Below are 20,501 nucleotides of genomic sequence, written 5' to 3'. Positions count from 1 at the left end.
GGAGGCGATCCGCTCGCCCCCGGCCTCTCTTCGTATTGTCGGTGTTACTTCGCGGCCTTTTCCGGCACCACCACCATGGTCCAGTCCTTGTCCGGCCGCAGATACTTGGCGGCCAGCGCCTGCAGTTCGGCGGGCATGGTTGCCGCATAGTCCTTCGCCAGGCTGCGCATGCCCGCGATCCGCGCCGGATCCTGGGTGCCGCCCTCGACCAGGCTCATCCAGAACATGTTGCCGCTCGACATGCGCAGCAGCTGCTGCTTGAGCGGGCTTAGCGCGCGGTTGAGCTCGTCGGCATCGATCGGCTTCGCCACCAGGTCCGCCGCGATGTCGCGGGCGAGCTTGAAGAAGAAGTCGGTCTTGTCCGGCGGCACCATGCCCAAAGCGGCCAGCTTGCCGCCGCTCGGCAGGCCCAGCGGCCAGTCGCTCATCACATTGGGCGAATAGCTCACGCCCGCCTGGATGCGCAGCTGCTCGATCAGCCGGTCGCGGAACACCGCGGTCAGAATCTCGAGCTTGCGGCTCTCGGCAAGACCCGAAGTGCCGCCGCCGGTGGGCCAGGCGATCACTGCCGCGGCCTGGTCCACGGCGCCGGTGTGCGTGCGCACCACCGGCGTGGTGACATGCGCGGGGAAGCGCACCGGGGCGCCGCTTTCCTTTCCATCCAAACGCGGCTTGAGCGCGCCGAAGCTCGCCGCCACCGCCTGCACCGTCGCATCGGCATTCATGTCGCCGAAGATTTCCACCTCGATCGGCCCGGTCTGGAGCAACGGCTCCCAGAAGGCGCGGAACGCCTGGGGGGTGAGCGCCGCCACTTCCTCGCGGCTCGGCACGCCCCAGCGCGGATCGCCGTCGTGGAGCAGTGCGTCCAGGTCGCGGCCGAGCACCGCGTCGGGCGAGGCCGACAAGCCCGCATAGGAGGCGAGCGTCGCCGCCTTGGCGCGGGTAATCGGGTTGGGATCCCAGCCGGGTGCAGCCAGCTTGGTCGCGAACAGGCGGAGCTGATCGGCCAGATCGTCCTTGTTGGTCTGGGCCTGGAAGACGAAAGCGTCTTCCTCGATGTCGAAGCCCAGGCCGATCTGACGGTTGCCGGTAAGTGCGTCGAGCTCTTCCTGGCCGAACTTGCCGATGCCGCTGGCCATCAGCGCCGTCTTGCCCGCCCAGCCCGGCACGCGCTTGTCGCCCGGCATTGCGCGCAGGCCGCGGCCGAAGCGGATGTTGACCCACACCTTGCCGGTTTCGGACGTGTCCTCGCGCATCAGCAGCTTGACGCCGTTCGCATAGGTGACCTGGTCGATCGCGAGATCGGGGTCCACCCGCTTGCGCTCCACCACCTTGCCCGGCGCGCCGATGCGCGGCAGCTGATCGAACTTCACGTTGAGCGCACGGCGCTTCATCGCCGCAACCTTCACGTCGGCCTGCAGCGCCGTCGTCACCTTGCGGACTACGTCCGGGTCCGGCGCATGGGTATTGACCAGCGCGCGGATCGCCGTGCCCTCGAATACCTTTCTGGCCGATGCCTGGACGGCGGCCGGCGTGAACATTCGGGCTGCGATCGCACCCTTGAAGATCGCGTAGGAGGCCTCGGGCGTCGTCACCGTCTCGTTGATGTCGACCGCCTGTACGAGGTCGTCCGCCAGCGACACGGCCGATTCCACCGGCGCGGTGGAGATGCGGTTGCGCATCACCGCGTCGATCTCGCCCAGTTCGCGGTCGATTTCGGCCTGGCTCGGCGGCGCGGCCATCAGCTCGGCGGCGGTGGCGCGCACGTCGCGCAGCGCGCTTTCCCAATCGTCGCCGGTCGGCAGCACGGTGAGCGTGGTGACGTTGGCCGAACGCGCGATATCGTCGAGATCCGCCCCTGCACCGATGAACGATGCTCCCGACCGCGCGCGCGATTCGAGGCGACGGTTGAGAATGCGGATCGCCGCCATGTCGATCATGCGCTTCTGGTTGAAGATCACCGTGTCGGCATAGACCGTCCAGGGTCGCACGATCGCCATCAGCGCCACCGGCTGGAGCGCCGGCTCGACAATGCTGGCGGCGATCGGGTGATCGGCCTCGGGCTTGCCGAAGTCGGGCGTCTTGGGCGCCTCGCCCTTGCCCTGCCAGCTCGAGAAATACTTGTTGATCATCGCCTCGAGCACCGCCGGATCGACATCGCCGATAGCGACCACCGTGGCGCGTTCGGGGCGATACCAGCGATCATGGAAGGCCTGCACACTGGCGGGGGTGGCAGCGTTGAGCGCCTCCACGGTCCCGATCGGCTCGCGGTCGGCGAGCAGCTGGCCGGCGAAGATCAGCTGGTAGAGCGCATCCTGCATCCGCTTCTGCGGCGCGGGCTGCTCGCGGCCTTCGGCCAGCACCACCGGGCGCTCGGCGGTCAGCGAGGCTTGCGTGATCGCCGGGTTGGCCATCATGCCGGAGAGGATCTTGAAGCTCTCGTCCAGCCCCTGCGGCGTCGCATTGGGCAGGTCGAGCTTGTAGGTGGTGCTGATGAAGGTGGTCGCAGCGTTGCTGTCCGAACCGAACGTCACGCCCAGGCGCTGCCAGATCCGCTTCGAATCGCCGTCGGGCACATAGGTCGAGCCGCGGAAGCTGAGATGTTCGAGCAGATGGGCGAAGCCGCGTTCGGAATCGCGCTCCATCAGCGAGCCGGCGTCGATGCGGACGCGGATCGAGATCTGCCCCGGCGGCACGCCGTTCTTGCGCACTGCATAGCGCACACCGTTGGAAAGCCGGCCGAACTTCCACTTGTCGTCATGGACGAGGTCGCTGCCCTTGTAGAGCCAGGGATCCTCGGCGGTCTGAACGCCCTCGGGCCGGCCTTGCGCCAGCACCGGCGTGGGCAGCGAGGGAGCAGCGAGTGCGAGGAGAAGCAGGGCGAAGCGCGGCGTGCGCGGACGTGAGAACATGAAGCCCTTTCTAGAGGCGAGTGGCGCGGCATGCCACCGGCAACCTTTCTGCCGGATGTACGCCACAAGAATCCATGGACCCGCCATGTTTTGGACCCAAGTGACCGCCTAGACCGGACGCGGAGATTGTTGCGTTGCAGCACCGAAGTTCGGGCCCAACGCGGAAGGTTCGGGGAAGTTGCGCGTGGATGTTGCCACCAGCGAGGTGCCGATCGAACGGAAGAGCGAGACTCGCTTCCGCGCCGAATCTTGCGCGCGTCCCCGTCCGCTGCTGCTGCGCTGGGGCAAGCATCTGCGCGGCACGTTCGACCGGCTGATCGCAACCTCGTCGCTGGTGCCGAACACGCCGGTGCTCGACATGCGCGCCTTCCCCTGGACGGCCGTGCTGCGCGCCGACTGGGAAGCCATTCGCGACGAGGCTGTCGCCGCGATCGCCTGCCAGCCGGGTGCCCCTTCGCTCGCCGCCATTTCTCCCGATCACCGTGCGATCGCGCCGCTCGGCAAATGGCGCAGCCTGTTCCTGTGGGGCTATGGCTACCGCGTCGACGAGAATCTCGCGCGCTGCCCGCGCACCTCGCGGCTGATCGAGCAGGTTCCCGGGCTGACCAGCGCGATGTTCTCGATCCTGGAACCCGGCACGCATATCCCGGCGCATCGCGGCGTCACCAAGGGGCTGATCACCTGCCATATGGGGCTGGTGGTGCCGCGCGACGGCGATGTGCGGATGCGGGTCGGCAACCGCACGGTTCGCTGGGCCGAGGGCGAGACGCTGGTGTTCGACGACACCTATGACCATGAGGTGTGGAACGACAGCGCCCATACCCGCATCGTGCTGCTCATCCAGTTCCGCCGGCCCTTGCGCAATCCGGGACGCTGGATCGCCGACACGCTGCTTGGTGTCCTGCGGCGCTCGGCCTTCGTGCAGGAGGCGCGGGCGAATCTGCGCCGCTGGAATCGCGGCGAGATGCCGGCCGACGCCTGAACGTTGTAGGGGCCGCCGAGCGCGGCTAAGCATGGGCCCATGCCACGCCCCTTCCATCTCGCCTTCCCGGTGCACGACCTCGCCGCAGCGCGCGCCTTCTACGGCGATCTGCTCGGCTGCCCCGAGGGGCGATCGTCCGAGCATTGGATCGACTTCGACCTGTTCGGCCATCAGATCGTCGCCCACCTTGATCCCGCCGCCAAGCCGGCCGCGATGACCAACCCGGTGGACGGCCACGACGTGCCCGTACCGCATTTCGGCGTGGTGCTGACGATGAAGGACTGGCATGCGCTCGCCGCGAAGCTGGAAGCCGCCGGCATCGCCTTTGGCATCGCGCCGCACATCCGCTTCCAGGGCCAGGTGGGCGAGCAGGCGACGATGTTCTTCCGTGATCCCAGCGGGAACGCCCTGGAGTTCAAGGCGTTCGCCGATGACGCCATGGTATTCGCAAAATGATCCCGCAGACGATCAGCGTCGACATTCCGCACCAGCTCGGCCGCGCAGGCGCCCGTGCGCGAATCGATTCGAAAATCGGCCGCCTTGCCGACAAGATCCCCGGCGGGGCCACGGTCGAGCATCGCTGGGAGGGCGACAGCCTGCATTTCACCGTCGCAGCGATGGGCCAGCAGGTGGTCAGCCGCCTCGACGTGCAGGATGCGCAGGTTCACGCGGAAATAGCGCTGCCCGGCATGCTCGCGCTGTTCGCCGGCAAGATCCGCGAAATGCTGGCCAAGGAAGGCCCGCGGCTGCTCGCCTGAGGCGGTCGCGGATCAGCGCGCCGCGATCACCCGCCAGATCGTGTTGCCGACATCGTCCGCTACCAGCAGCGCGCCGCCCGCGCCGGTGATCACGCCGACCGGGCGGCCCTGCGCTTCTCCCTTGGCGTTGAGGAAGCCGGTCAGCACATCCTGCAGCTTGGCGCCCTTGGCCGGGAAGCCGTTGTCGCCGAACGGCACGAACACGACCTTGTAGCCCGAAGGCGGCTGGCGGTTCCACGAGCCGTGCAGGCCGACGAAGGCGCCATTGGCATAGGCGTCGCCCAGCCGCGCGCCATCCGCGAAGGTCAGGCCCAGCGGCGCGGTGTGCGCGCCGAGCGCGAAATCGGGACGGCGAACATATTCGCGCAGGTCCGGACGGCCGGGCTCGACCCGCCGGTCCTCATACCCGCCCCAATATTGCCAGGGCCAGCCGAAGAAGGCGCCGAGATCGACGCGGCTCATATAGTCGGGCGGCATGTCCGAACCGAGCATGTCGCGCTCGTTCACCACCGACCACAGCGCCTGCGTCCTGGGTTCGAAGGCCATGCCGTTGGCGTTGCGAATGCCCCAGGCGAAAATGCGGCTGGTCTTGCGCTCGGGATCGACCTCGAGGATCACGGCGCGATTGGTCGGCTGCGCGGCGGCTGCGGCCGTCTGGCTCGGGCTCTCCGCCGTGTAGATCGGCCCTTCGGCCTCCAGCCCGTCCTCGGCGATGTTCGAGGCCGATCCGATGCTGACATAGAGATGCTTGCCGTCGAGCGAGGCGACGACGTTGCGCGCCCAGTGATTGCCCCCGCCGGGCAGCGCAAGGATCTTCTGCGGTGCGGCAGTGATCCTGGTCTGCCCCTCGATATAGGGGTAGCGGACCAGCGAATCGGTGTTGGCGACGTAAAGCGACCCGTTCGCCAGCGCCATGCCGCTCGGCGAGTTCAGCCCGGTGAGGAAGACGGTCCGCACGTCTGCGACGCCGTCGCCATTGCTGTCGCGCAGCAGCGTGATGCGGTTGGCGGAGGCAACGCCCGCGCCGGCCTTGTTCATCAGGATGCCCATCACCCAGCCGGTGATGCCGCCCTTTTCGCGCGGCGGCGAGTTGGTCTCCGCGACGAGGATGTCACCATTGGGAAGCTGGTACAGCCAGCGCGGATGCGCAAGCTTGTCCGCAAAGGCCTGCACCTTGAGACCCGCCGCCGGCTTCGGCATCGCGCCCGCCGGCCAGCCGACCGCCTTTGCGACGCCCACGGTCGGCACCGTCTGATAGCGCGGCTCGGTGATCTCCGGCGTGCGGCCGGTGACGGCGATCTCCTGGAGGGTGGCGACGTCCGGGCGGCTGAGCCAGTACCAGGCGGCACTACCGGCGACGACCAGGATAGCGAGGGCGATCAGAAGGCGCTTGAGCATGCCCCAGCGATAGGGGGCGGCGCAGCCGAAGCCAATGCGATTCTGCGACCCCGCTTGCGCCGGCCGGCGCGCTCCGTCGATGTCGGGGGTGACGATCGGCGACGGCGGCGGACGCGCTGAAGCCGTAATCCTCGCGGAACCTGCCACCCTGCTCGCCGGTTGGCCGCGGCATGTCCGACTCCGAAAGCCCGCTCCAGCGCTATCCGCTGCTCGCTACCCCGCATGTGCGGCTGCAGGGCACCGTGGACGACGCGATGTACCAGAATTTCCGCGATCAGCTGCTGGGTGCGCCGAGCGACGGCCCGCTGGTGGTGACGCTGTCGACGCTGGGCGGCGACCCCGAGGTCGCCCGGCTGATGGCGGACGAACTGCGCCTCCTCGGCGAAGCGACGGGGCGCGAGCTGCTGTTCCTGGGCAAGGTTGCGGTCTATTCGGCCGGGGCGACCTTCATGTCCGGCTTCCCCGTCGACAAGCGCTTTCTAACCCGCGGCACCCGGCTGATGCTCCACGAGCGGCAGATGCATTCTTCGGTCGACCTGTCCGGACCGCTGCGGATGCTGCCGGCGATCCTCAAGGCCAAGCTCAACGAGATCGAGCATTCGATCGCGATCGAGGAAGAGGGCTTCCGCGCCCTTGTCGCCGGATCGCACGTCGATTTCGAGGAACTCCGCCGCCGGGCGCCCTATAACTGGTATATCGAGGCGCAAGAGGCGCGCGATCTGGGGCTGGTGCTGGACGTCATCTGAGGGGCTTGGCCCAAAGGGCACTTGCGCTGCGCCCGCGAAAGGCATAGCCCGCGCCGCAAAACCGACGCGTCGCGCCGAAGCGAAAGAGGAAGTTTCAGGAATGGCCGAATTCCGCCTGCCCAAGAACAGCCGTATCACCAAGGGCCAGGAGCACAAGGCAAGCCCCGAAGCCACCCGGGTGAAGAAGTTCAAGATCTACCGCTACGATCCGGATTCGGGCGAGAACCCCCGCTATGACACGTTCGAGGTAGACCTCGACGATTGCGGCCCGATGGTTCTCGACGCGCTGATCAAGATCAAGGGCGAGCAGGATTCGTCGCTGACGTTCCGCCGCTCGTGCCGCGAAGGCATCTGCGGTTCCTGCTCGATGAACATCGGCGGCAAGAACGGCCTCGCCTGCACCACGGCGATCGAGGACATCAAGGGCGAGGTGCAGATCACCCCGCTGCCGCACATGGACGTGATCAAGGACCTGGTTCCCGATTTCACGCACTTCTATGCGCAATATGCCTCGATCAAGCCCTGGCTGCAGACCGTCACCACCACGCCTTCGGGCAAGGAGCGCCTGCAGAGCCCCAAGGACCGCGAGAAGCTGGACGGCCTCTACGAGTGCATCCTGTGCGCCTGCTGCTCGACCTCGTGCCCGAGCTATTGGTGGAACAGCGACAAGTTCCTGGGCCCGGCGATCCTGCTCCAGGCCTATCGCTGGCTGGCCGACTCGCGTGACGAGATGACCGGCGAGCGGCTCGACCAGCTCGAGGATCCGTTCCGCCTGTATCGCTGCCACACGATCATGAACTGCGCGAACGCCTGCCCGAAGGGGCTGAACCCGGCCAAGGCGATCGCCGAAGTGAAGAAGCTCGAAGCCGAGCGCGTGCTCTGACGATCCTGTGACCCCCTTCCGCGCAGCGGGAGGGGGTTGGTGGATCAGTCCACCTTCTCGATCCCGCCATCGCGCATGTGAATGCGCTGGTCGGCCGCCGCTGCGACGTCCGGATCGTGCGTCACGCAGATCACCGCCCGGCCCTCATCATGCGCCAGTGCCTGGAAGATCTCGACCACGCGGTGGGAATTGACGCTGTCGAGATTGCCCGTCGGCTCATCCCCCAGCACCAGCGACGGATCATTGGCGAGCGCGCGGGCGATCGCCACCCGCTGGCGCTGCCCGCCGGACATGCGATCGGGCGTCTTGTCGGCCTGTTCCTCCAGCCCCATCGCCTGCAGCAGTTCCAGCGCGCGCGTTCGTGCCGCGCTTCCCGAAAGCCGCCCCAGCCGTCGGATCGGGATCAGCACATTCTCGATCGCGGTAAACTCGGGCAGCAGGAAGTGGAACTGGAACACGAAGCCGAACCGCGCCAGCCGCAGCGCCGCGCGGGCATCGCCGCCCATCGGCACGGTGTCGATACCGTCAAAGGTCAGGCTGCCCGCCGTCGGCCGGTCGAGCAGCCCGAGCAGATAGAGCAACGACGATTTTCCGCAGCCCGACGGACCGATTACCGCGACGAAGGTGCCCGGCTCCACCGCCAGGTCGAGGCCGTGCACCAGCGGCACCGGCGGATCGCCCGGCAGGATGCGGGTGAGGCCCTGGGCCTGGATCAGCGCGCTCATGCAGCGCCTCGCAGGATGTCGACCGGATCGACTCGCGCCGCCTTGCGCGCCGGCAGCCACGCCGCGACCACCGCGCACAGGAGCGACGCGCCGCCCGCGATCAGGAACTGGCGGGGCCGGCGGTCCAGCGGGATATGCTCCACCCGTCCGCTCACCGGAAATTCCAGGCTACCGAGGATCTGCATGAGCACCAGCCCCAGGCCGAAGCCGAGCACGACTCCGACCACCGCCAGCACCAGCCCCTCGGCGATGAAGATGCCCTGCAGATCGCCCTGCGAGAAGCCGATCGACCGCAGGATGGCGATGTCCCGTCTTTTGTCCGCCACGGCGTTCGAAACGACGGTGTAGATGCCGAAACTCGCCACCAGCAAAATTGCCGAGACCACCGTGTACATGATGATGTTGCGGGTGAGCAGCAGCGTCAGGAAATCGGCGGAGCGCTCCTGCCAGCTCTCCGCCTTGTAGGTGAAGCGCGCCTCCAGCCCGCGCGCGATCGTCTCGGCGCGATAGGGATCGGCGATCTTCACCCCGATCCGGTTGATGATGAAGGGCTGGCCGGTGAGCGACTGCGCCTCGCGCAGCAGCACATACCCGGTCGCGCTGCTGCCGCCCGGGCTGCGGCCGCGCGCGAACAGCCCGACGATCCGAAGCGACCGCGTGCCGCCGCGTGCAGAGGTCGCGCCGACCACATCGCCCATGTTCACTCCAAGCCGCCGCGCCAGCTCCTCGGCGACGATCAGCCCGCCCTGGTTGGTCTCCAGCGCGCGCAGGCTGCCCGCCTGAAGATTCTCCTCGATATTGCTGACATGCGACTCGACGGCAGGGTCCACGCCGATCACCGACAGCGCCTCTTCATGGCCGCCGACGCGCAGCGTCACGGCGCCGGAGAGCGAAGGCGAGGCGATCGCCCCCGGCATCGCGTTCACCGCCCCGACGATCTGCTGCCAGCCCTTGATCCCGCGCGTTTCGGTGCGGGGCTTGTAGCCATGCACCGCCACCGCCCCGCCGGGATAGGCCTGGACGGCCGGCTGCGGCGAGGGGCTGCGCACTTCGTCCGAGACAAGGATGTGCGGCGCGGCGTCGATCAGCTTGTTCACGAAATCGTCCTGGCTGCCGACCATCAGCGCCGACACTGCGAGGAAGAAGCCGACGCCGACGCCAACTCCCGCCACCGCGACAATCGTCTGCCGCCGCCGCTTGGCGAGATGCTGGAAAGCGATCGACAGCAGCAGGCCGAGCTGGCGCATCTCAGCAGCCCGTGACCTTGAGGCGCGTTCCCTCGCCAAGGTCGGCCGGCGGATCAGCGAGGATGCAGGTACCCCGCGCGACGCCGGCGCGAACCTCCACCGTGTCGCCGCCTTCGATGCCGGTCTGCACCGCCACCCGCGCCGCGCGATCCCCTTGCGCGATCCACAGCTTGCCGTCGCGCACCGCCTTGGCCGGAATCAGCAGCGCCTGCGGGTGCACCGCCGTCTCGATGTTGAGCTCGAGCGTGAGCCCCATCGGCAGGTCGGGCGCGTCCGGCGCCACCCGCACGCGGAAGGCGCGCTGCGTCGGGTCGCCGGCGGGAGTGATCTCGTACACCCGCCCGCGATAGACATGGCCCTTGTACGCATCCGAGGTCATCGCCACGCGCTGGCCTGGCACGACGCGGGGAATGTCCCGCTCGTCGACGGTGGCGGTGACCCGCATCAGCTTCGGGTTCCCCAGCGTGAACAGCACCTTGGTCGGCGTGGCGAGCGCGCCGGGATAGGCATCGCGCCGCAGCACCACACCGGAAATGCCCGCCCGCACGACATATTGGTCGAGCCGTGCCCGCGCCGCCGCCTCTGCCGCCCGCGCCGCCTGCGCGCTCGTCACCGCGCGGTCCCGCGCCGCCGCGGTGGCGAAGCCGCGGCGGAAGATCGCGACCGTCCGCTGCTCGTCGAGCGCCGCTGCCCGGGACTGCGCGGCAAGCTGGGCAATCGCTTCGCGCTGCTCGCCATTCTCCAGCCGGGCGAGCGGCTGGCCGCGCACGACCTGCGCGCCCTCGTCCACCAGCACCTGGGTGATCGGCGCGGTCACCCGCGCCGCGACCTCGACCGGCTCGCGCGCCTCCACGAACCCTGTTGCGTAGACCACATCCGCGGCGGGCCCGGCCCGCACCGGCGTGCCGACGACCGCCAGCGGCCGCGCCCACCAATAAGCGCCGGCGCCCGCCCCCGCGAGCGCCACCGGCAGCAGCAGATAGATGCGTCGAAACCGCATGCTCTTCTCCCCGTCCCCGCCGGCGTATCAAGGCCGGGGGTGGGCTGTAACTAGGGAGGCTTCCGAAGCTTCCCTTGGGGGCCTGCCGTCGCTATGCGCAATCGTTGACCGGGCTTTCGCCAGCGTCCGTCCGGCAGCCTGACCCCGACCCGGCGCTACGCCGGCGCAGCACGGATACCACCGCCCGGCATGACCCGCGTTCTCGATCGTTACCGCGCCCTCGTCTCCGCCGGCGAGCTTCGCCCCGATCGCGAGCAGGAAGCCGCTGCCGCCCGTCTCGATGCCCTCGCGCAGGAGCTTGAGGCCGCCCCCCGCAAGGGCAGCGTGCTGTGGAAGCTCACCGGCCGCAAGCCGGCCGTGCCGCGCGGCCTGTATGTCTGGGGCGATGTCGGGCGCGGAAAGTCGATGCTGATGGACCTGTTCTACGACAGCCTCGACATCCGCCGAAAGCGCCGCGTGCATTTCCACGAATTCATGATCGAGGTGCATGAGCGGCTGAACGTCGAGCGGCAGAAGGACACCGCGGATCCGGTCACAGCCGTCGCCGATGCGCTGGCCAGCGACACGCGGCTGCTCGCCTTCGACGAGCTGGTGGTGAACAACCCGCCCGATGCGATGATCCTCTCCCGGCTGTTCACCGCGATGATGGCCCATGGCCTCACGGTGGTCGCCACCTCGAACCGCCCGCCCAAGGATCTCTACAAGGACGGGCTCAACCGCGAGCTGTTCCTTCCCTTCATCACGCTGATCGGGGAGAGGATGGACGTGCTCGCGCTAAACGGTCCGGTCGATTACCGCCGCGACCGGCTCGGCAGCGTCGATACCTGGCTGGTGCCGAACGGTGCCGAGGCCACCGCCACACTCTCCGCCGCCTTCTTCCGGCTGACCGACTATCCGGTGGAGGACCGTGCCCGCGTTCCCACCTGCCAGGTGCCGATCGCGGGCGGCCGCGAGATCCTCGTGCCGAAATGCGTGAAGGGCGTCGCCGTCTTCTCGTTCAAGCGGCTGTGCGGCGAGGCGCGAGGGGCGCCCGATTACCTCGCCATCGCCCGGCGCTTCCACACCGTGATCCTGGTCGGCATTCCCAAGCTGGGGCGGGAGAACCGCAATGAGGCGGCGCGCTTCGTGACGCTGGTCGACGCCCTGTACGAGCACAAGGTCAAGCTGCTGGCCGCCGCCGATGCCGAGCCCGAGCACCTCTATGAAGCGGGTGACGGCCGCTTCGAGTTCGAGCGCACCATCTCCCGGCTCCTCGAGATGCAGTCGGACGACTATCTCGCCCAAGGCCACGGAGCGGATTGATCAGGCCACGTTGTAAGTCCATTCTCCTGTTCTACAATGACAATGGGCTCCGGGATTTACCGGAGGAACAGGGAGAAGATGATGCGGCGGTTACGCCTTCTCGCGGCCATCGGGCTCGCATGTCTCGGAATATCCTCGGCTTGGGCGCAGCCTGTGCTCGTTGCGGCGGACCTGCGCCAGCAGCAGAGCCTGGACGGGCCGTGGCACTGGTCGATCGATCCGTACCGCGATGGCCTGGCCGGTTTCCATGGCGAGCCGCCGAATCAGCGCACCCAGCGCGCCGCAGACGTCATCCAGGCAGAGGTGATGCAGGCCAAGCCGCGCACCTTCTTTGAATTCGACATGCAGCAGTCGCCGGTCGTCAGCCTGCCGGGCTCGTGGATCGGCCATTCGCCGGAGATGCGGCTGTACCAGGGCCTGGTCTGGTATCAGCGCGAGTTCACCGCCAAGACGCCCGCGGCGGGCAATCGTGTTTTCCTGCGCATCGGCGCGGCCGAATATCGCTCCTACGTCTATCTCAACGGCAAGCCGCTGGGCGAACATTGCGGCGGCTACACGCCCTTCGCCTACGACGTCACCAAGCTGCTGCGGCCCGGCCGCAACCAGGTGACGATCGGCGTCGATTCGGTCCGCACCGCCAATGACGTGCCGCCGCCGGTCACCGATTGGGAGACCTATGGCGGCATCACCCGCAGCGTCACCCTCGTCACCGTGCCGGACACTTATGTCGACGATGCCTTTGTGCGGCTGACGCCCGATGGCACGCGCATCGCGGTGTCGGTGAAGCTGGAAGGGCCGAAGGCGGCGAACACCGGCGTGAAGTTCCGCATCCCCCTCCTGGGCGCGACGCTCGACGGCAAGACCGATGGCGAGGGCAAGTGGGAGGCCACCCTGCCGGTGCCCCGCGCGCTGGTCCGCTGGTCGCCTGAGAACCCCAAGCTCTACGACATCAGCATCGATGCGGGCGCCGATCACTTCGCCGATCGCATGGGCTTCCGCACCATCGCGGTGAAGGGCGCCGACATCCTGCTCAACGGAAAACCCATCTTCCTGCGCGGCATCTCGATGCACGAGGAGGAACTCGGCGCCGATCCGGTGCGCGCGATGACGCCCGCCGCCGCCCGCGCGCTGCTCGGTGAAATCAAGTACGGCCTCCACGGCAACTTCGTGCGCCTTGCCCATTATCCGCACAGCGAGTCGACCACCCGCATGGCCGACGAGATGGGCCTGCTCGTGTGGAGCGAGATTCCGCTCTACTGGCTGGTCAACTGGTCCAATCCGGATACGCTGGCCGATGCCCGGCGAATCCTCGCCGAGAACATCCACCGCGACCGCAATCGCGCCTCGATCGTGCTGTGGAGCGTCGCCAACGAAACGCCCACCAACGATGCGCGCAACGCCTTCCTGCGCACGATGATCGCCGATGTCCGCAGCCTCGACTCGAGCCGGCTCGTCACTGCCGCGCTGCTGAGCGGGCGCGAGGGCAACAAGATCATGAAGATCGACGATCCGCTCGCCAACGAGCTCGATGTCATGGCGATCAACACCTACAATGGCTGGTACACCGACGATGCGCTGGAGGACCTGGCGAACCAGGAATGGCGCGGTCCCGCGAACAAGCCGCTGATCTTTTCCGAATTCGGGGCGGACGCGCGCGCCGGCTATCACGATGCGGTGGCAAGCCCGCACAAGTTCAGCGAGGAATATCAGGCCGACTATTACCGCGCGACACTGGCGATGGCCGCCAAGGTGCCGTTCCTGCGCGGCATGAGCCCCTGGATCCTCAAGGACTTCCGCTCGCCGCGGCGCCAGCACCCGATCTACCAGCAGGGCTGGAACCGCAAGGGGCTGATCTCCGAGACCGGCCAGCGCAAGCTCGCCTTCGACGTGCTCGCCAGCGACTATGCCAAGCGCGAAGCGGCTGACGCTGCCAAGCACTGAGCGTTCGGGCTGGAGCAGGAACGCCTTGCTCCAGCCTTTCCTCACGCCTCGCGCTCAGGCTCGGGGATGGGCGGCGCGGTAGACGTCGAGGAGATGCGCCGCATCCACCGCCGTGTAGACCTGGGTGGAACTGAGGCTCGCATGGCCAAGCAATTCCTGCAACGCGCGCAGATCCGCCCCGCGGCCCAGCAAATGGGTTGCGAAACTGTGGCGCAGCGCGTGCGGTGTGGTGCGATCGGACAACCCCAGGCTGGTGCGGGCGGAGCGCACTGCCTTGCGGATCGCTCCCGGCGGCAACGGCCCGCCCTTGGCGCCGCGGAACAGCGGCAGGTCGCGCGCCGTGCCCCAGGGGCAGGCCTCCACATAGGCTTCGATCGCGGCGCGGACTTCCGGCAGCAGCGGCACGTCACGGGTCTTGTCTCGCTTGCCGATGACACGCAGCGTCGCGCCCAGCGGCAGCGCCGCGCCGGTGAGCGCTACAGCCTCGCCGATGCGCAGGCCCGCGCCATAGAGGAGCAGCAGCACCGCCCAGTCGCGCGCGGCGATCCAGGGCTCGCTCGCCTCGTCCGACGCCCATTCGGCGAGTGCCACCGCCTCGTGCGGCGCGATGGGCCGCGGCAGTCCCTTCTTCACCTTGGGCCCGCGCAACCGCGGCAGTTCCGCATCGTCACCGCCGACGAAGCTCAGAAAGGCGCGGACGGCCGATAGCTCGCGCGCGGCGGAGGTGTTGGACAGGCCTTCGTTGCGGCGATGGGCAAGGTAGGCGCGAAGGTCGGCGGCACCTATCTTGGCCAGCGCGTCGTGCGCGACCGGGCCGCCCCAATGGCCCTGCAGAAAGCCGAGCAAGCGGATTGCAGTCGCCTCATAGGCACGGATCGTGTGCGCCGAGCGCCGCCGGTCGCGGCCGAGATGCTCGGCGAAACGGCGCGGCAGGGGGAGGTCGGTCATGGTGCTGCCCGGCGCCCGCCGCCTGCGCATCCCTCCCGCTTGCGGGAGGGGATGGGGGAGGGGTTGAACTTCACCGGACGTGCTGCCGCTTCCACGTCAGTCCCTCCCCTAGCCCCTCCCGCAAGCGGGAGGGGAATTTGCACTCAGATCAGCCTCAGCCGATCGTCTGGCCGGTCTTGGCCCAGTCCGCCATGAACGACTCGATGCCCTTGTCGGTCAGCGGGTGCTTGACCAGCTGCTTGATCACCGCCGGCGGCGCGGTCATCACGTCGGCACCGATCTTCGCCGCCTGGAGCACGTGGATCGGATGGCGGACGCTGGCGACCAGGATCTCGGTGCCGAAATCGTAATTGTCGTAGATGAGGCGGATGTCCTCGATCAGGTCCATGCCGTCGAAGCCGATGTCATCGTGACGGCCCACGAACGGCGAGATGAAGGTCGCGCCCGCCTTGGCGGCGAGCAGCGCCTGGTTCGCCGAGAAGCAGAGCGTGACGTTGACCATCGTGCCATCGTCGGTCAGCGCCTTGCACGCCTTGAGGCCGTCGATCGTCAGCGGCAGCTTCACCGCGACATTGTCGGCGATCTTCCGGACAATCTCCGCCTCGCGCATCATGCCCTCGAAATCGAGAGCGACGACCTCGGCCGAAACCGGGCCTTCGACGATACCGCAGATTTCCGCCACCACTTCGAGGAAGTTGCGGCCCGACTTGGCGATCAGCGACGGGTTGGTGGTGACGCCATCGAGCAGACCGGCATCGGCCAGGTCGCGGATGTCGTCGATGATGGCGGTGTCGGCGAAGAACTTCATGGCAGAACCTTCCAGTGGAATATGCTGCCCGCGCCTAGCCCAGCCGGCCCCGGCGAGCAAACCCCTGCGTGCGGTTGCCATAGACGAGCATCAGCTTCACTTGCGGCTTCTGGAGCTTGCCGACGGTTACCCGGTAGGTGCCGGGCTCAAGCCGGTAATAGACGATCTTGTCGATCTTCGCGCAGGGGACGCCGGGGCCGCGCGACGCCATGCGGAGCGGCCGCCCGTTGCCCTTCGCAACGTCGATCCAGCCGGGCTGATCGGCGGCGATGCCGAAGGTGCCCGCCTTGCGGATCGTCACCTGCGTCTCTGCCGCGCCGTTCCTGGCCGGAACCGTCGTGGCATGACGGGTGTCCAGCCCCTCGCCGCTGCGTTCCCAGCCCGAAAGTGATCGCGGAAGCTCGGTGCACTGCGGCACCGTCATTGCCAGTCCAGCTACGAATATCAGCATCGCCGACTCCCCTGTTCAGCGAGTCGCTGTTCTATATTCGTTCCAGTCGCGGAACAAGTGGATTCAGTTCGGCACCAGCATCAGCTTGGCCTTGGACTGCTGAAGACCGCTGGCGAACGCCCGATAGGTGCCGGGCGCGAGCTCGAACCGGACGATCTTGCGGATCGTCGAACAATCGGGCCCATGGCCATGCGCCACCGACTTCAGTGCCGCGCCGCCCGCCGAACCGGGCACCACGTCGATCCAGCCCGGCTGATCGAGCGCCACGCCATAGGTGCCGGCTTTGGCGATGCGAAACTCGACCATCGCCGCGCGGCCCGGCTTGGCGCCCTGGGGCAGCCCCTTGAGCGTCTTGCCGTCCACGGTCGCCAGCGATACCGCCTTGTCCGCCACCAGTTCGTCGCCCGGCGTGCTCCAGCCGGCGAGCGCCGCGGGCAGGCTGGCGTCGGGCGCCTTGCACGCCGTGGTTGCCTGGGCGGGAACAGTCTGGGCCAGCAGCAAGGCGAACAACAGCATTGGCGGGTCTCCTCGAACAACGAACCGGCGATACGGGATTCCCGTTCCGCGGAAAATGCCCATATGAGGGGCCGATCATGTCCCGCGCGCGCATTCTCGTCCTCCACCCGGCTCTGGGGCCGCTCGACTATCGCGTGCCGCCGGGCATGGCGGTGGAGCCGGGCAGCATCGTGATCGTGCCGATCGGCCCGCGCCAGTTCGCCGGCGTGGTGTGGGAGGCCGAACGGCTGCCCACCGAGGAGATCGGCGACAACCGGCTTCGTGCCATTCTCGCCGTCGCCGACGCGCCGCCGATCCCCGCGCCCGTGCGGCGCCTGATCGAGTGGACCGCCGATTACTATCTCGCCCCACCCTCCGCCGTGCTGGCGATGACGCTGCGCACCTCGGCAGCGTTCGAGGCCGCGCCGACGATCACCGAATATCGCGCGACCGGCGAGGTGCCGGCCCGCCTCACCCCGCAGCGCGCGCAGGCGCTGGAGCGGATCGGCGAGCGCCAGGGGCTGGTGCGCGAGCTCGCCGCGATCGCCGAAGTGTCCGACGCGGTGATCCGCGGGCTGGTGAAGACCGGCGCGATCGAAGCGGTGACCGTCGACACCCAGGCACCCTATCCCCTGCCCGACCCCGGCTTCGCGCCACCGCACCTCAACCCCGCTCAGGCGGCGGTGGCGGGTGGGCTGCGCTCTGCGGTGGAGACCGCCGCCTTCCAGCCCTTCCTGCTCGATGGCGTCACCGGATCGGGCAAGACCGAAGTCTATTTCGAAGCCGTCGCAGCGGCCATCGAGGCGGGCAGGCAGACGCTGGTGCTGCTCCCCGAGATCGCGCTCACCGAACCCTTCCTCACCCGCTTCGCCGGTCGTTTCGGCTGCGAGCCGGTGGCGTGGCACTCCGGCCTGCGCAGCTCCGAGCGTCGCCGCGCCTGGCGCGCGATTGCGAGCGGCGAGGCGATGGTGACGGTGGGCGCGCGCTCGGCGCTGTTCCTGCCCTATCCGAAGCTGGGCCTGATCGTGGTCGACGAGGCGCACGAGACCAGCTTCAAGCAGGAAGAGGGCGTGCATTACCATGCCCGCGACGTGGCGGTGATGCGCGGCATGTTCGAGCGCTGCCCGGTCGTCCTCGCCTCCGCCACGCCGGCGATCGAGACGCGGCACCAGGTCGAGGTCGGCCGCTATGCCGAACTCAAGCTGCCGGGCCGCTACGGCGCCGCCGAGCTGCCGAAGATCGAGGCGATCGACCTGATCCGCGAGCCGCCGGAGCGCGGCCGCTGGCTCGCCCCCAGGCTGGTCGCGGCGATCGAGGAGACGCTGAAGCGCGGCGAACAATCGCTCTTGTTCCTCAACCGGCGCGGCTATGCGCCGCTGACCTTGTGCCGCCACTGCGGCCACCGTTTCCAGTGCCCGAACTGCACGGCGTGGATGGTCGAGCACCGGCTGCTCCACCGCCTCTCCTGCCACCATTGCGGCCACACCATGCCGACGCCGAGCATGTGCCCGGAGTGCAAGTCCGACGACACGCTGGTCGCCTGCGGCCCCGGTGTCGAACGGATCGCCGACGAAGTTGCGACGCTGTGGCCGGAGGCGCGGACCGCCATCGTGACCTCGGACACGCTCTGGTCCCCCGCCAAGGCGGCCGAGTTCGTGTCGCGGATGGAGCATGGCGCGATCGACATCGTCGTCGGCACCCAGCTCGTCACCAAGGGCTATCACTTCCCTAACCTGACGCTGGTCGGCGTGGTCGATGCCGATCTGGGGCTCGACGGCGGCGACCTGCGCGCCTCCGAACGCACCTTTCAGCAGATCATGCAGGTATCCGGGCGGGCGGGCCGCGGCGAGAAGCCGGGTACCGTCTTCATCCAGACCCACGCGCCCGAGGCGCAGGTGATGCAGGCGCTGATCTCCGGCAATGCCGAGGCCTTTTATGCGGCGGAGACCGACGCGCGGCGGGAAGCCGATGCGCCCCCGTTCGGCCGCTACGCCGCGATCATCGTTTCGTCCGAGGACAAGGCCGCGGCGGAGGAGACTGCGCGGATGATCGGCCGCTCGGCACCGGAGCTGGCGGAGATGCATGTCTATGGCCCCGCTCCCGCGCCGCTCGCGATGCTGCGCGGGCGGCACCGTTTCCGGCTGCTCGTGCACGCCAGGCGCAGCTTCGCGGTGCAGGAAGTAATCCGCGACTGGCTGGGCGGCCTTAGCTGGAGCCCGCGCGTGCGCGTGGCAGTGGACGTGGATCCCTACAGCTTCGTCTGACGCCGGCGATTCAGCGATTGCCAATGCCTGCCGGCGGGATATCGTCCGTTCGGGGCAAAACGGGGGTTCACGATGAAATGGTTGGCGTTGCTGCTGAGCCTCGCGGCGTCCCTTGCTGCCGGGAGCCCGGCCTTCGCGGATTGGCGAGTCGCGGAAACGGCGCACTTCGTCGTCTACGCCAACACGTCGGATGCGACGCTGCGTCGCGATGCCGAACGGCTGGAGAAGTTCGACAAGGCGCTGCGGCTCGCGCGCGGCATCACCGAATCGCCGCTGGGCAAGGCGGGGCGCGTGACGGTCTACTTCGTGAGCGATGAAGATCGGGTGGCAAGCCTCGCCCGCCAGGCCAATGTGGCCGGCTTCTACGTCCCGCGTGCCGGGGCGTCGGTGGCGTTCGTGCCGGATGATCTGTCCGGCGACGGGCCCACTGCGCTTGGCTCGCAGCAGGTGCTGCAGCATGAATATGCCCATCATTTCATGTTCACCACCTGGCCCGATGCCGCCTTCCCCTCCTGGGTGGCGGAGGGCTGGGCGGAGTTCCACGCGACCGCCAGCTTCGATCGCGCGGGCAACCTTCAGTTCGGTGCCGCGCCCCAATATCGCGCCTATGGGCTGCTGACCGGCAACCCGCTGCCGATCCAGCAGATCCTGGCCGGCGCGGCGGGGAAGCTGCGGCCGGAGCAGCGGGACGCACTATATGGCCGCGGCTGGGCGCTGGTCCATTACCTCACCTTCGAGCCCAGCCGCAAAGGCCAGCTCGGCGCCTATCTCGACGCGATCACCAATGCGCGGAAATCGCCCGAAGCCGCGGCCTCGGTGTTCGGCGACCTGGGCGCCCTGCACAAGGAACTGGAGCGCTTCCTGGCGAAGCCCCGGATCAGCGGCTTTCGTGTCCGGGCGGAGAACCTGACGATTCCCCCCATCGCCACGAGGCTGCTCACCCCGGGCGAGGCTGCGATCATGCCGGTGCGGATTCGCTCCACGGCAGGCGTGGACGCGAAAAGCGCGCCTGGCGTCTATGCCGATGCGAAGAAGATCGCGGCGCGCTTCCCCGACGATGCGGCCGTGCAGCGCGCGCTGGCCGAGGCCGCCTATGATGCCGGCGACCATGCGGCCGCGCTCGCCGCCGCCGACCGGGCGATCGCCGCCGATCCGAAGTTCGTCGAGGCACATTGCTACCGCGCAATGGCACAGATGGCGATCGCCCTGGCCGCGAAGGACGACAGGATCGAGACCTGGGGTGAAATCCGTCGCACCATCGCGCGCGCAAACCGCCTGGATACCGAGGACCCGCGGCCGCTCATCCTGTTTTTCCGGAGCTATGCGGACCAGGGCCTGTGGCCGCCCAAAATTGCGCGCGACGGCCTGTTCCACGCCTATCAGCTGGCACCGCAGGACCGCGGGCTTCGCATGCAGACGGCATCGATGCTGATCGCGGAGAACAAGCTTGCGGAGGCACGGTCGATGCTGCTGGCACTCACCTACGATCCGCACGCCTCGGGAATGGGGGAAGCCGCCTCCAAGATGATCGACACGATCGACGCCCGGCTGAAACAGCCCCCGCCGGAGACGCCTGCTGCGAAATGACGAGCCCGCGCCGCGCGCGCTTGAACCCCCGCCACTTTTCGCCGAAAGCGCACC

At 68.2% G+C, this 20,501-nt stretch carries 18 protein-coding genes; 9 read left to right on the top strand and 9 right to left on the bottom strand.

From position 1 onward, the window contains the following. Window positions 1-44: 44 nt before the first annotated feature. Window positions 45-2,912: a M16 family metallopeptidase gene (locus V7E00_RS18880; protein ID WP_333574207.1), complete on the bottom strand. Its 2,868-nt coding sequence runs from the start codon at window positions 2,910-2,912 to the stop codon at window positions 45-47. A gap of 184 nt (window positions 2,913-3,096) precedes the next feature. Between V7E00_RS18880 and V7E00_RS18875 the strand changes: the two genes are divergently transcribed. Genes V7E00_RS18875 through V7E00_RS18865 form a run of 3 tightly spaced genes read left to right on the top strand, consistent with a single transcriptional unit; the run spans window position 3,097 to window position 4,652 of the window. Then, a complete protein-coding gene (locus V7E00_RS18875) occupies window positions 3,097-3,894 on the top strand; it encodes an aspartyl/asparaginyl beta-hydroxylase domain-containing protein (protein ID WP_333574206.1) in 798 nt (265 codons plus the stop codon). 39 nt (window positions 3,895-3,933) lie between these two features. Next, window positions 3,934-4,350, top strand: coding sequence for a VOC family protein (locus tag V7E00_RS18870; protein ID WP_333574205.1), 417 nt, complete (start codon window positions 3,934-3,936; stop codon window positions 4,348-4,350). Continuing rightward, window positions 4,347-4,652 carry a polyhydroxyalkanoic acid system family protein gene (locus V7E00_RS18865; protein WP_333574204.1) on the top strand — a complete coding sequence of 102 codons (306 nt, stop codon included), beginning with the start codon at window positions 4,347-4,349 and terminating at the stop codon, window positions 4,650-4,652. The genes V7E00_RS18870 and V7E00_RS18865 overlap by 4 nt, the downstream gene beginning before the upstream one ends. Window positions 4,653-4,664: 12 nt before the next feature. On the opposite strand, the gene V7E00_RS18860 is transcribed toward V7E00_RS18865, so the two are convergent. After that, window positions 4,665-6,050, bottom strand: coding sequence for a PQQ-dependent sugar dehydrogenase (locus V7E00_RS18860; RefSeq protein ID WP_333574203.1), 1,386 nt, complete (start codon window positions 6,048-6,050; stop codon window positions 4,665-4,667). Window positions 6,051-6,220: 170 nt separating this feature from the next. Between V7E00_RS18860 and V7E00_RS18855 the strand changes: the two genes are divergently transcribed. Next, window positions 6,221-6,796, top strand: a complete 576-nt coding sequence (locus tag V7E00_RS18855) for an ATP-dependent Clp protease proteolytic subunit (protein WP_333574202.1) — start codon at window positions 6,221-6,223, stop codon at window positions 6,794-6,796. 100 nt (window positions 6,797-6,896) lie between these two features. After that, entirely contained in the window at window positions 6,897-7,679 is a 783-nt protein-coding gene (locus tag V7E00_RS18850; protein WP_333574201.1) for a succinate dehydrogenase iron-sulfur subunit, read from the top strand. A 44-nt stretch (window positions 7,680-7,723) separates the two neighbouring features. Here V7E00_RS18850 and V7E00_RS18845 read toward each other — a convergent pair whose 3' ends face one another. From V7E00_RS18845 to V7E00_RS18835, 3 genes are read right to left on the bottom strand one after another with little or no spacing between them, the layout of a single operon-like run. Further along, window positions 7,724-8,404, bottom strand: a complete 681-nt coding sequence (locus tag V7E00_RS18845) for an ABC transporter ATP-binding protein (protein WP_333574200.1) — start codon at window positions 8,402-8,404, stop codon at window positions 7,724-7,726. Continuing rightward, entirely contained in the window at window positions 8,401-9,651 is a 1,251-nt protein-coding gene (locus V7E00_RS18840) for an ABC transporter permease (protein ID WP_333574199.1), read from the bottom strand. The genes V7E00_RS18845 and V7E00_RS18840 overlap by 4 nt, the downstream gene beginning before the upstream one ends. Before the next feature lies 1 nt (window position 9,652). Then, entirely contained in the window at window positions 9,653-10,651 is a 999-nt protein-coding gene (locus tag V7E00_RS18835; RefSeq protein ID WP_333574198.1) for an efflux RND transporter periplasmic adaptor subunit, read from the bottom strand. 189 nt (window positions 10,652-10,840) lie between these two features. Here V7E00_RS18835 and zapE point away from each other — a divergent pair, with 189 nt between their 5' ends. Together zapE and V7E00_RS18825 are read left to right on the top strand one after the other, a co-directional pair. Next, window positions 10,841-11,953, top strand: coding sequence for a cell division protein ZapE (zapE, locus tag V7E00_RS18830; protein WP_333574197.1), 1,113 nt, complete (start codon window positions 10,841-10,843; stop codon window positions 11,951-11,953). 153 nt (window positions 11,954-12,106) lie between these two features. Continuing rightward, window positions 12,107-13,894 (top strand): glycoside hydrolase family 2 protein, encoded by a 1,788-nt coding sequence (locus tag V7E00_RS18825; RefSeq protein ID WP_333574196.1) that lies wholly within the window; start codon window positions 12,107-12,109, stop codon window positions 13,892-13,894. Window positions 13,895-13,948: 54 nt separating this feature from the next. On the opposite strand, the gene V7E00_RS18820 is transcribed toward V7E00_RS18825, so the two are convergent. The 4 genes from V7E00_RS18820 to V7E00_RS18805 all read right to left on the bottom strand — a co-directional run bounded on the left by V7E00_RS18820 (window position 13,949) and on the right by V7E00_RS18805 (window position 16,617). After that, entirely contained in the window at window positions 13,949-14,842 is an 894-nt protein-coding gene (locus V7E00_RS18820) for a tyrosine recombinase XerC (RefSeq protein WP_333574195.1), read from the bottom strand. 154 nt (window positions 14,843-14,996) lie between these two features. Further along, on the bottom strand, window positions 14,997-15,650 hold the full coding sequence (fsa, locus tag V7E00_RS18815) for a fructose-6-phosphate aldolase (protein WP_333574194.1): 654 nt from the start codon (window positions 15,648-15,650) through the stop codon (window positions 14,997-14,999). Between the two features lie 34 nt (window positions 15,651-15,684). Next, window positions 15,685-16,101, bottom strand: a complete 417-nt coding sequence (locus V7E00_RS18810; RefSeq protein WP_333574193.1) for a hypothetical protein — start codon at window positions 16,099-16,101, stop codon at window positions 15,685-15,687. Between the two features lie 63 nt (window positions 16,102-16,164). Next, window positions 16,165-16,617 (bottom strand): hypothetical protein, encoded by a 453-nt coding sequence (locus V7E00_RS18805; protein WP_333574192.1) that lies wholly within the window; start codon window positions 16,615-16,617, stop codon window positions 16,165-16,167. 77 nt (window positions 16,618-16,694) lie between these two features. Between V7E00_RS18805 and V7E00_RS18800 the strand changes: the two genes are divergently transcribed. Together V7E00_RS18800 and V7E00_RS18795 are read left to right on the top strand one after the other, a co-directional pair. Further along, window positions 16,695-18,860 carry a primosomal protein N' gene (locus V7E00_RS18800; protein ID WP_333574191.1) on the top strand — a complete coding sequence of 722 codons (2,166 nt, stop codon included), beginning with the start codon at window positions 16,695-16,697 and terminating at the stop codon, window positions 18,858-18,860. A gap of 72 nt (window positions 18,861-18,932) precedes the next feature. Further along, window positions 18,933-20,447 (top strand): hypothetical protein, encoded by a 1,515-nt coding sequence (locus tag V7E00_RS18795; RefSeq protein WP_333574190.1) that lies wholly within the window; start codon window positions 18,933-18,935, stop codon window positions 20,445-20,447. The last annotated feature ends 54 nt before the right edge of the window (window positions 20,448-20,501 follow it).

This window comes from Sphingomonas sp. (assembly GCF_036731925.1).
Lineage (GTDB): Bacteria > Pseudomonadota > Alphaproteobacteria > Sphingomonadales > Sphingomonadaceae > Sphingomonas.
Note: the sequence above shows the minus strand (reverse complement) of the source record. Positions and strands in the feature narration are given on the sequence as shown.

Excerpts from the sequence above, each read along its gene's own strand:
- V7E00_RS18880 (WP_333574207.1), bottom strand. The coding sequence starts at position 2,912 with ATGTTCTCACGTCCGCGCACGCCGCGCTTCGCCCTGCTTCTCCTCGCA.
- V7E00_RS18870 (WP_333574205.1), top strand. The coding sequence starts at position 3,934 with ATGCCACGCCCCTTCCATCTCGCCTTCCCGGTGCACGACCTCGCCGCA.
- V7E00_RS18865 (WP_333574204.1), top strand. The coding sequence starts at position 4,347 with ATGATCCCGCAGACGATCAGCGTCGACATTCCGCACCAGCTCGGCCGC.
- V7E00_RS18860 (WP_333574203.1), bottom strand. The coding sequence starts at position 6,050 with ATGCTCAAGCGCCTTCTGATCGCCCTCGCTATCCTGGTCGTCGCCGGT.
- V7E00_RS18855 (WP_333574202.1), top strand. The coding sequence starts at position 6,221 with ATGTCCGACTCCGAAAGCCCGCTCCAGCGCTATCCGCTGCTCGCTACC.
- V7E00_RS18850 (WP_333574201.1), top strand. The coding sequence starts at position 6,897 with ATGGCCGAATTCCGCCTGCCCAAGAACAGCCGTATCACCAAGGGCCAG.
- V7E00_RS18845 (WP_333574200.1), bottom strand. The coding sequence starts at position 8,404 with ATGAGCGCGCTGATCCAGGCCCAGGGCCTCACCCGCATCCTGCCGGGC.
- V7E00_RS18840 (WP_333574199.1), bottom strand. The coding sequence starts at position 9,651 with ATGCGCCAGCTCGGCCTGCTGCTGTCGATCGCTTTCCAGCATCTCGCC.
- V7E00_RS18835 (WP_333574198.1), bottom strand. The coding sequence starts at position 10,651 with ATGCGGTTTCGACGCATCTATCTGCTGCTGCCGGTGGCGCTCGCGGGG.
- zapE (WP_333574197.1), top strand. The coding sequence starts at position 10,841 with ATGACCCGCGTTCTCGATCGTTACCGCGCCCTCGTCTCCGCCGGCGAG.
- V7E00_RS18820 (WP_333574195.1), bottom strand. The coding sequence starts at position 14,842 with ATGACCGACCTCCCCCTGCCGCGCCGTTTCGCCGAGCATCTCGGCCGC.
- fsa (WP_333574194.1), bottom strand. The coding sequence starts at position 15,650 with ATGAAGTTCTTCGCCGACACCGCCATCATCGACGACATCCGCGACCTG.
- V7E00_RS18810 (WP_333574193.1), bottom strand. The coding sequence starts at position 16,101 with ATGCTGATATTCGTAGCTGGACTGGCAATGACGGTGCCGCAGTGCACC.
- V7E00_RS18805 (WP_333574192.1), bottom strand. The coding sequence starts at position 16,617 with ATGCTGTTGTTCGCCTTGCTGCTGGCCCAGACTGTTCCCGCCCAGGCA.
- V7E00_RS18800 (WP_333574191.1), top strand. The coding sequence starts at position 16,695 with ATGTCCCGCGCGCGCATTCTCGTCCTCCACCCGGCTCTGGGGCCGCTC.
- V7E00_RS18795 (WP_333574190.1), top strand. The coding sequence starts at position 18,933 with ATGAAATGGTTGGCGTTGCTGCTGAGCCTCGCGGCGTCCCTTGCTGCC.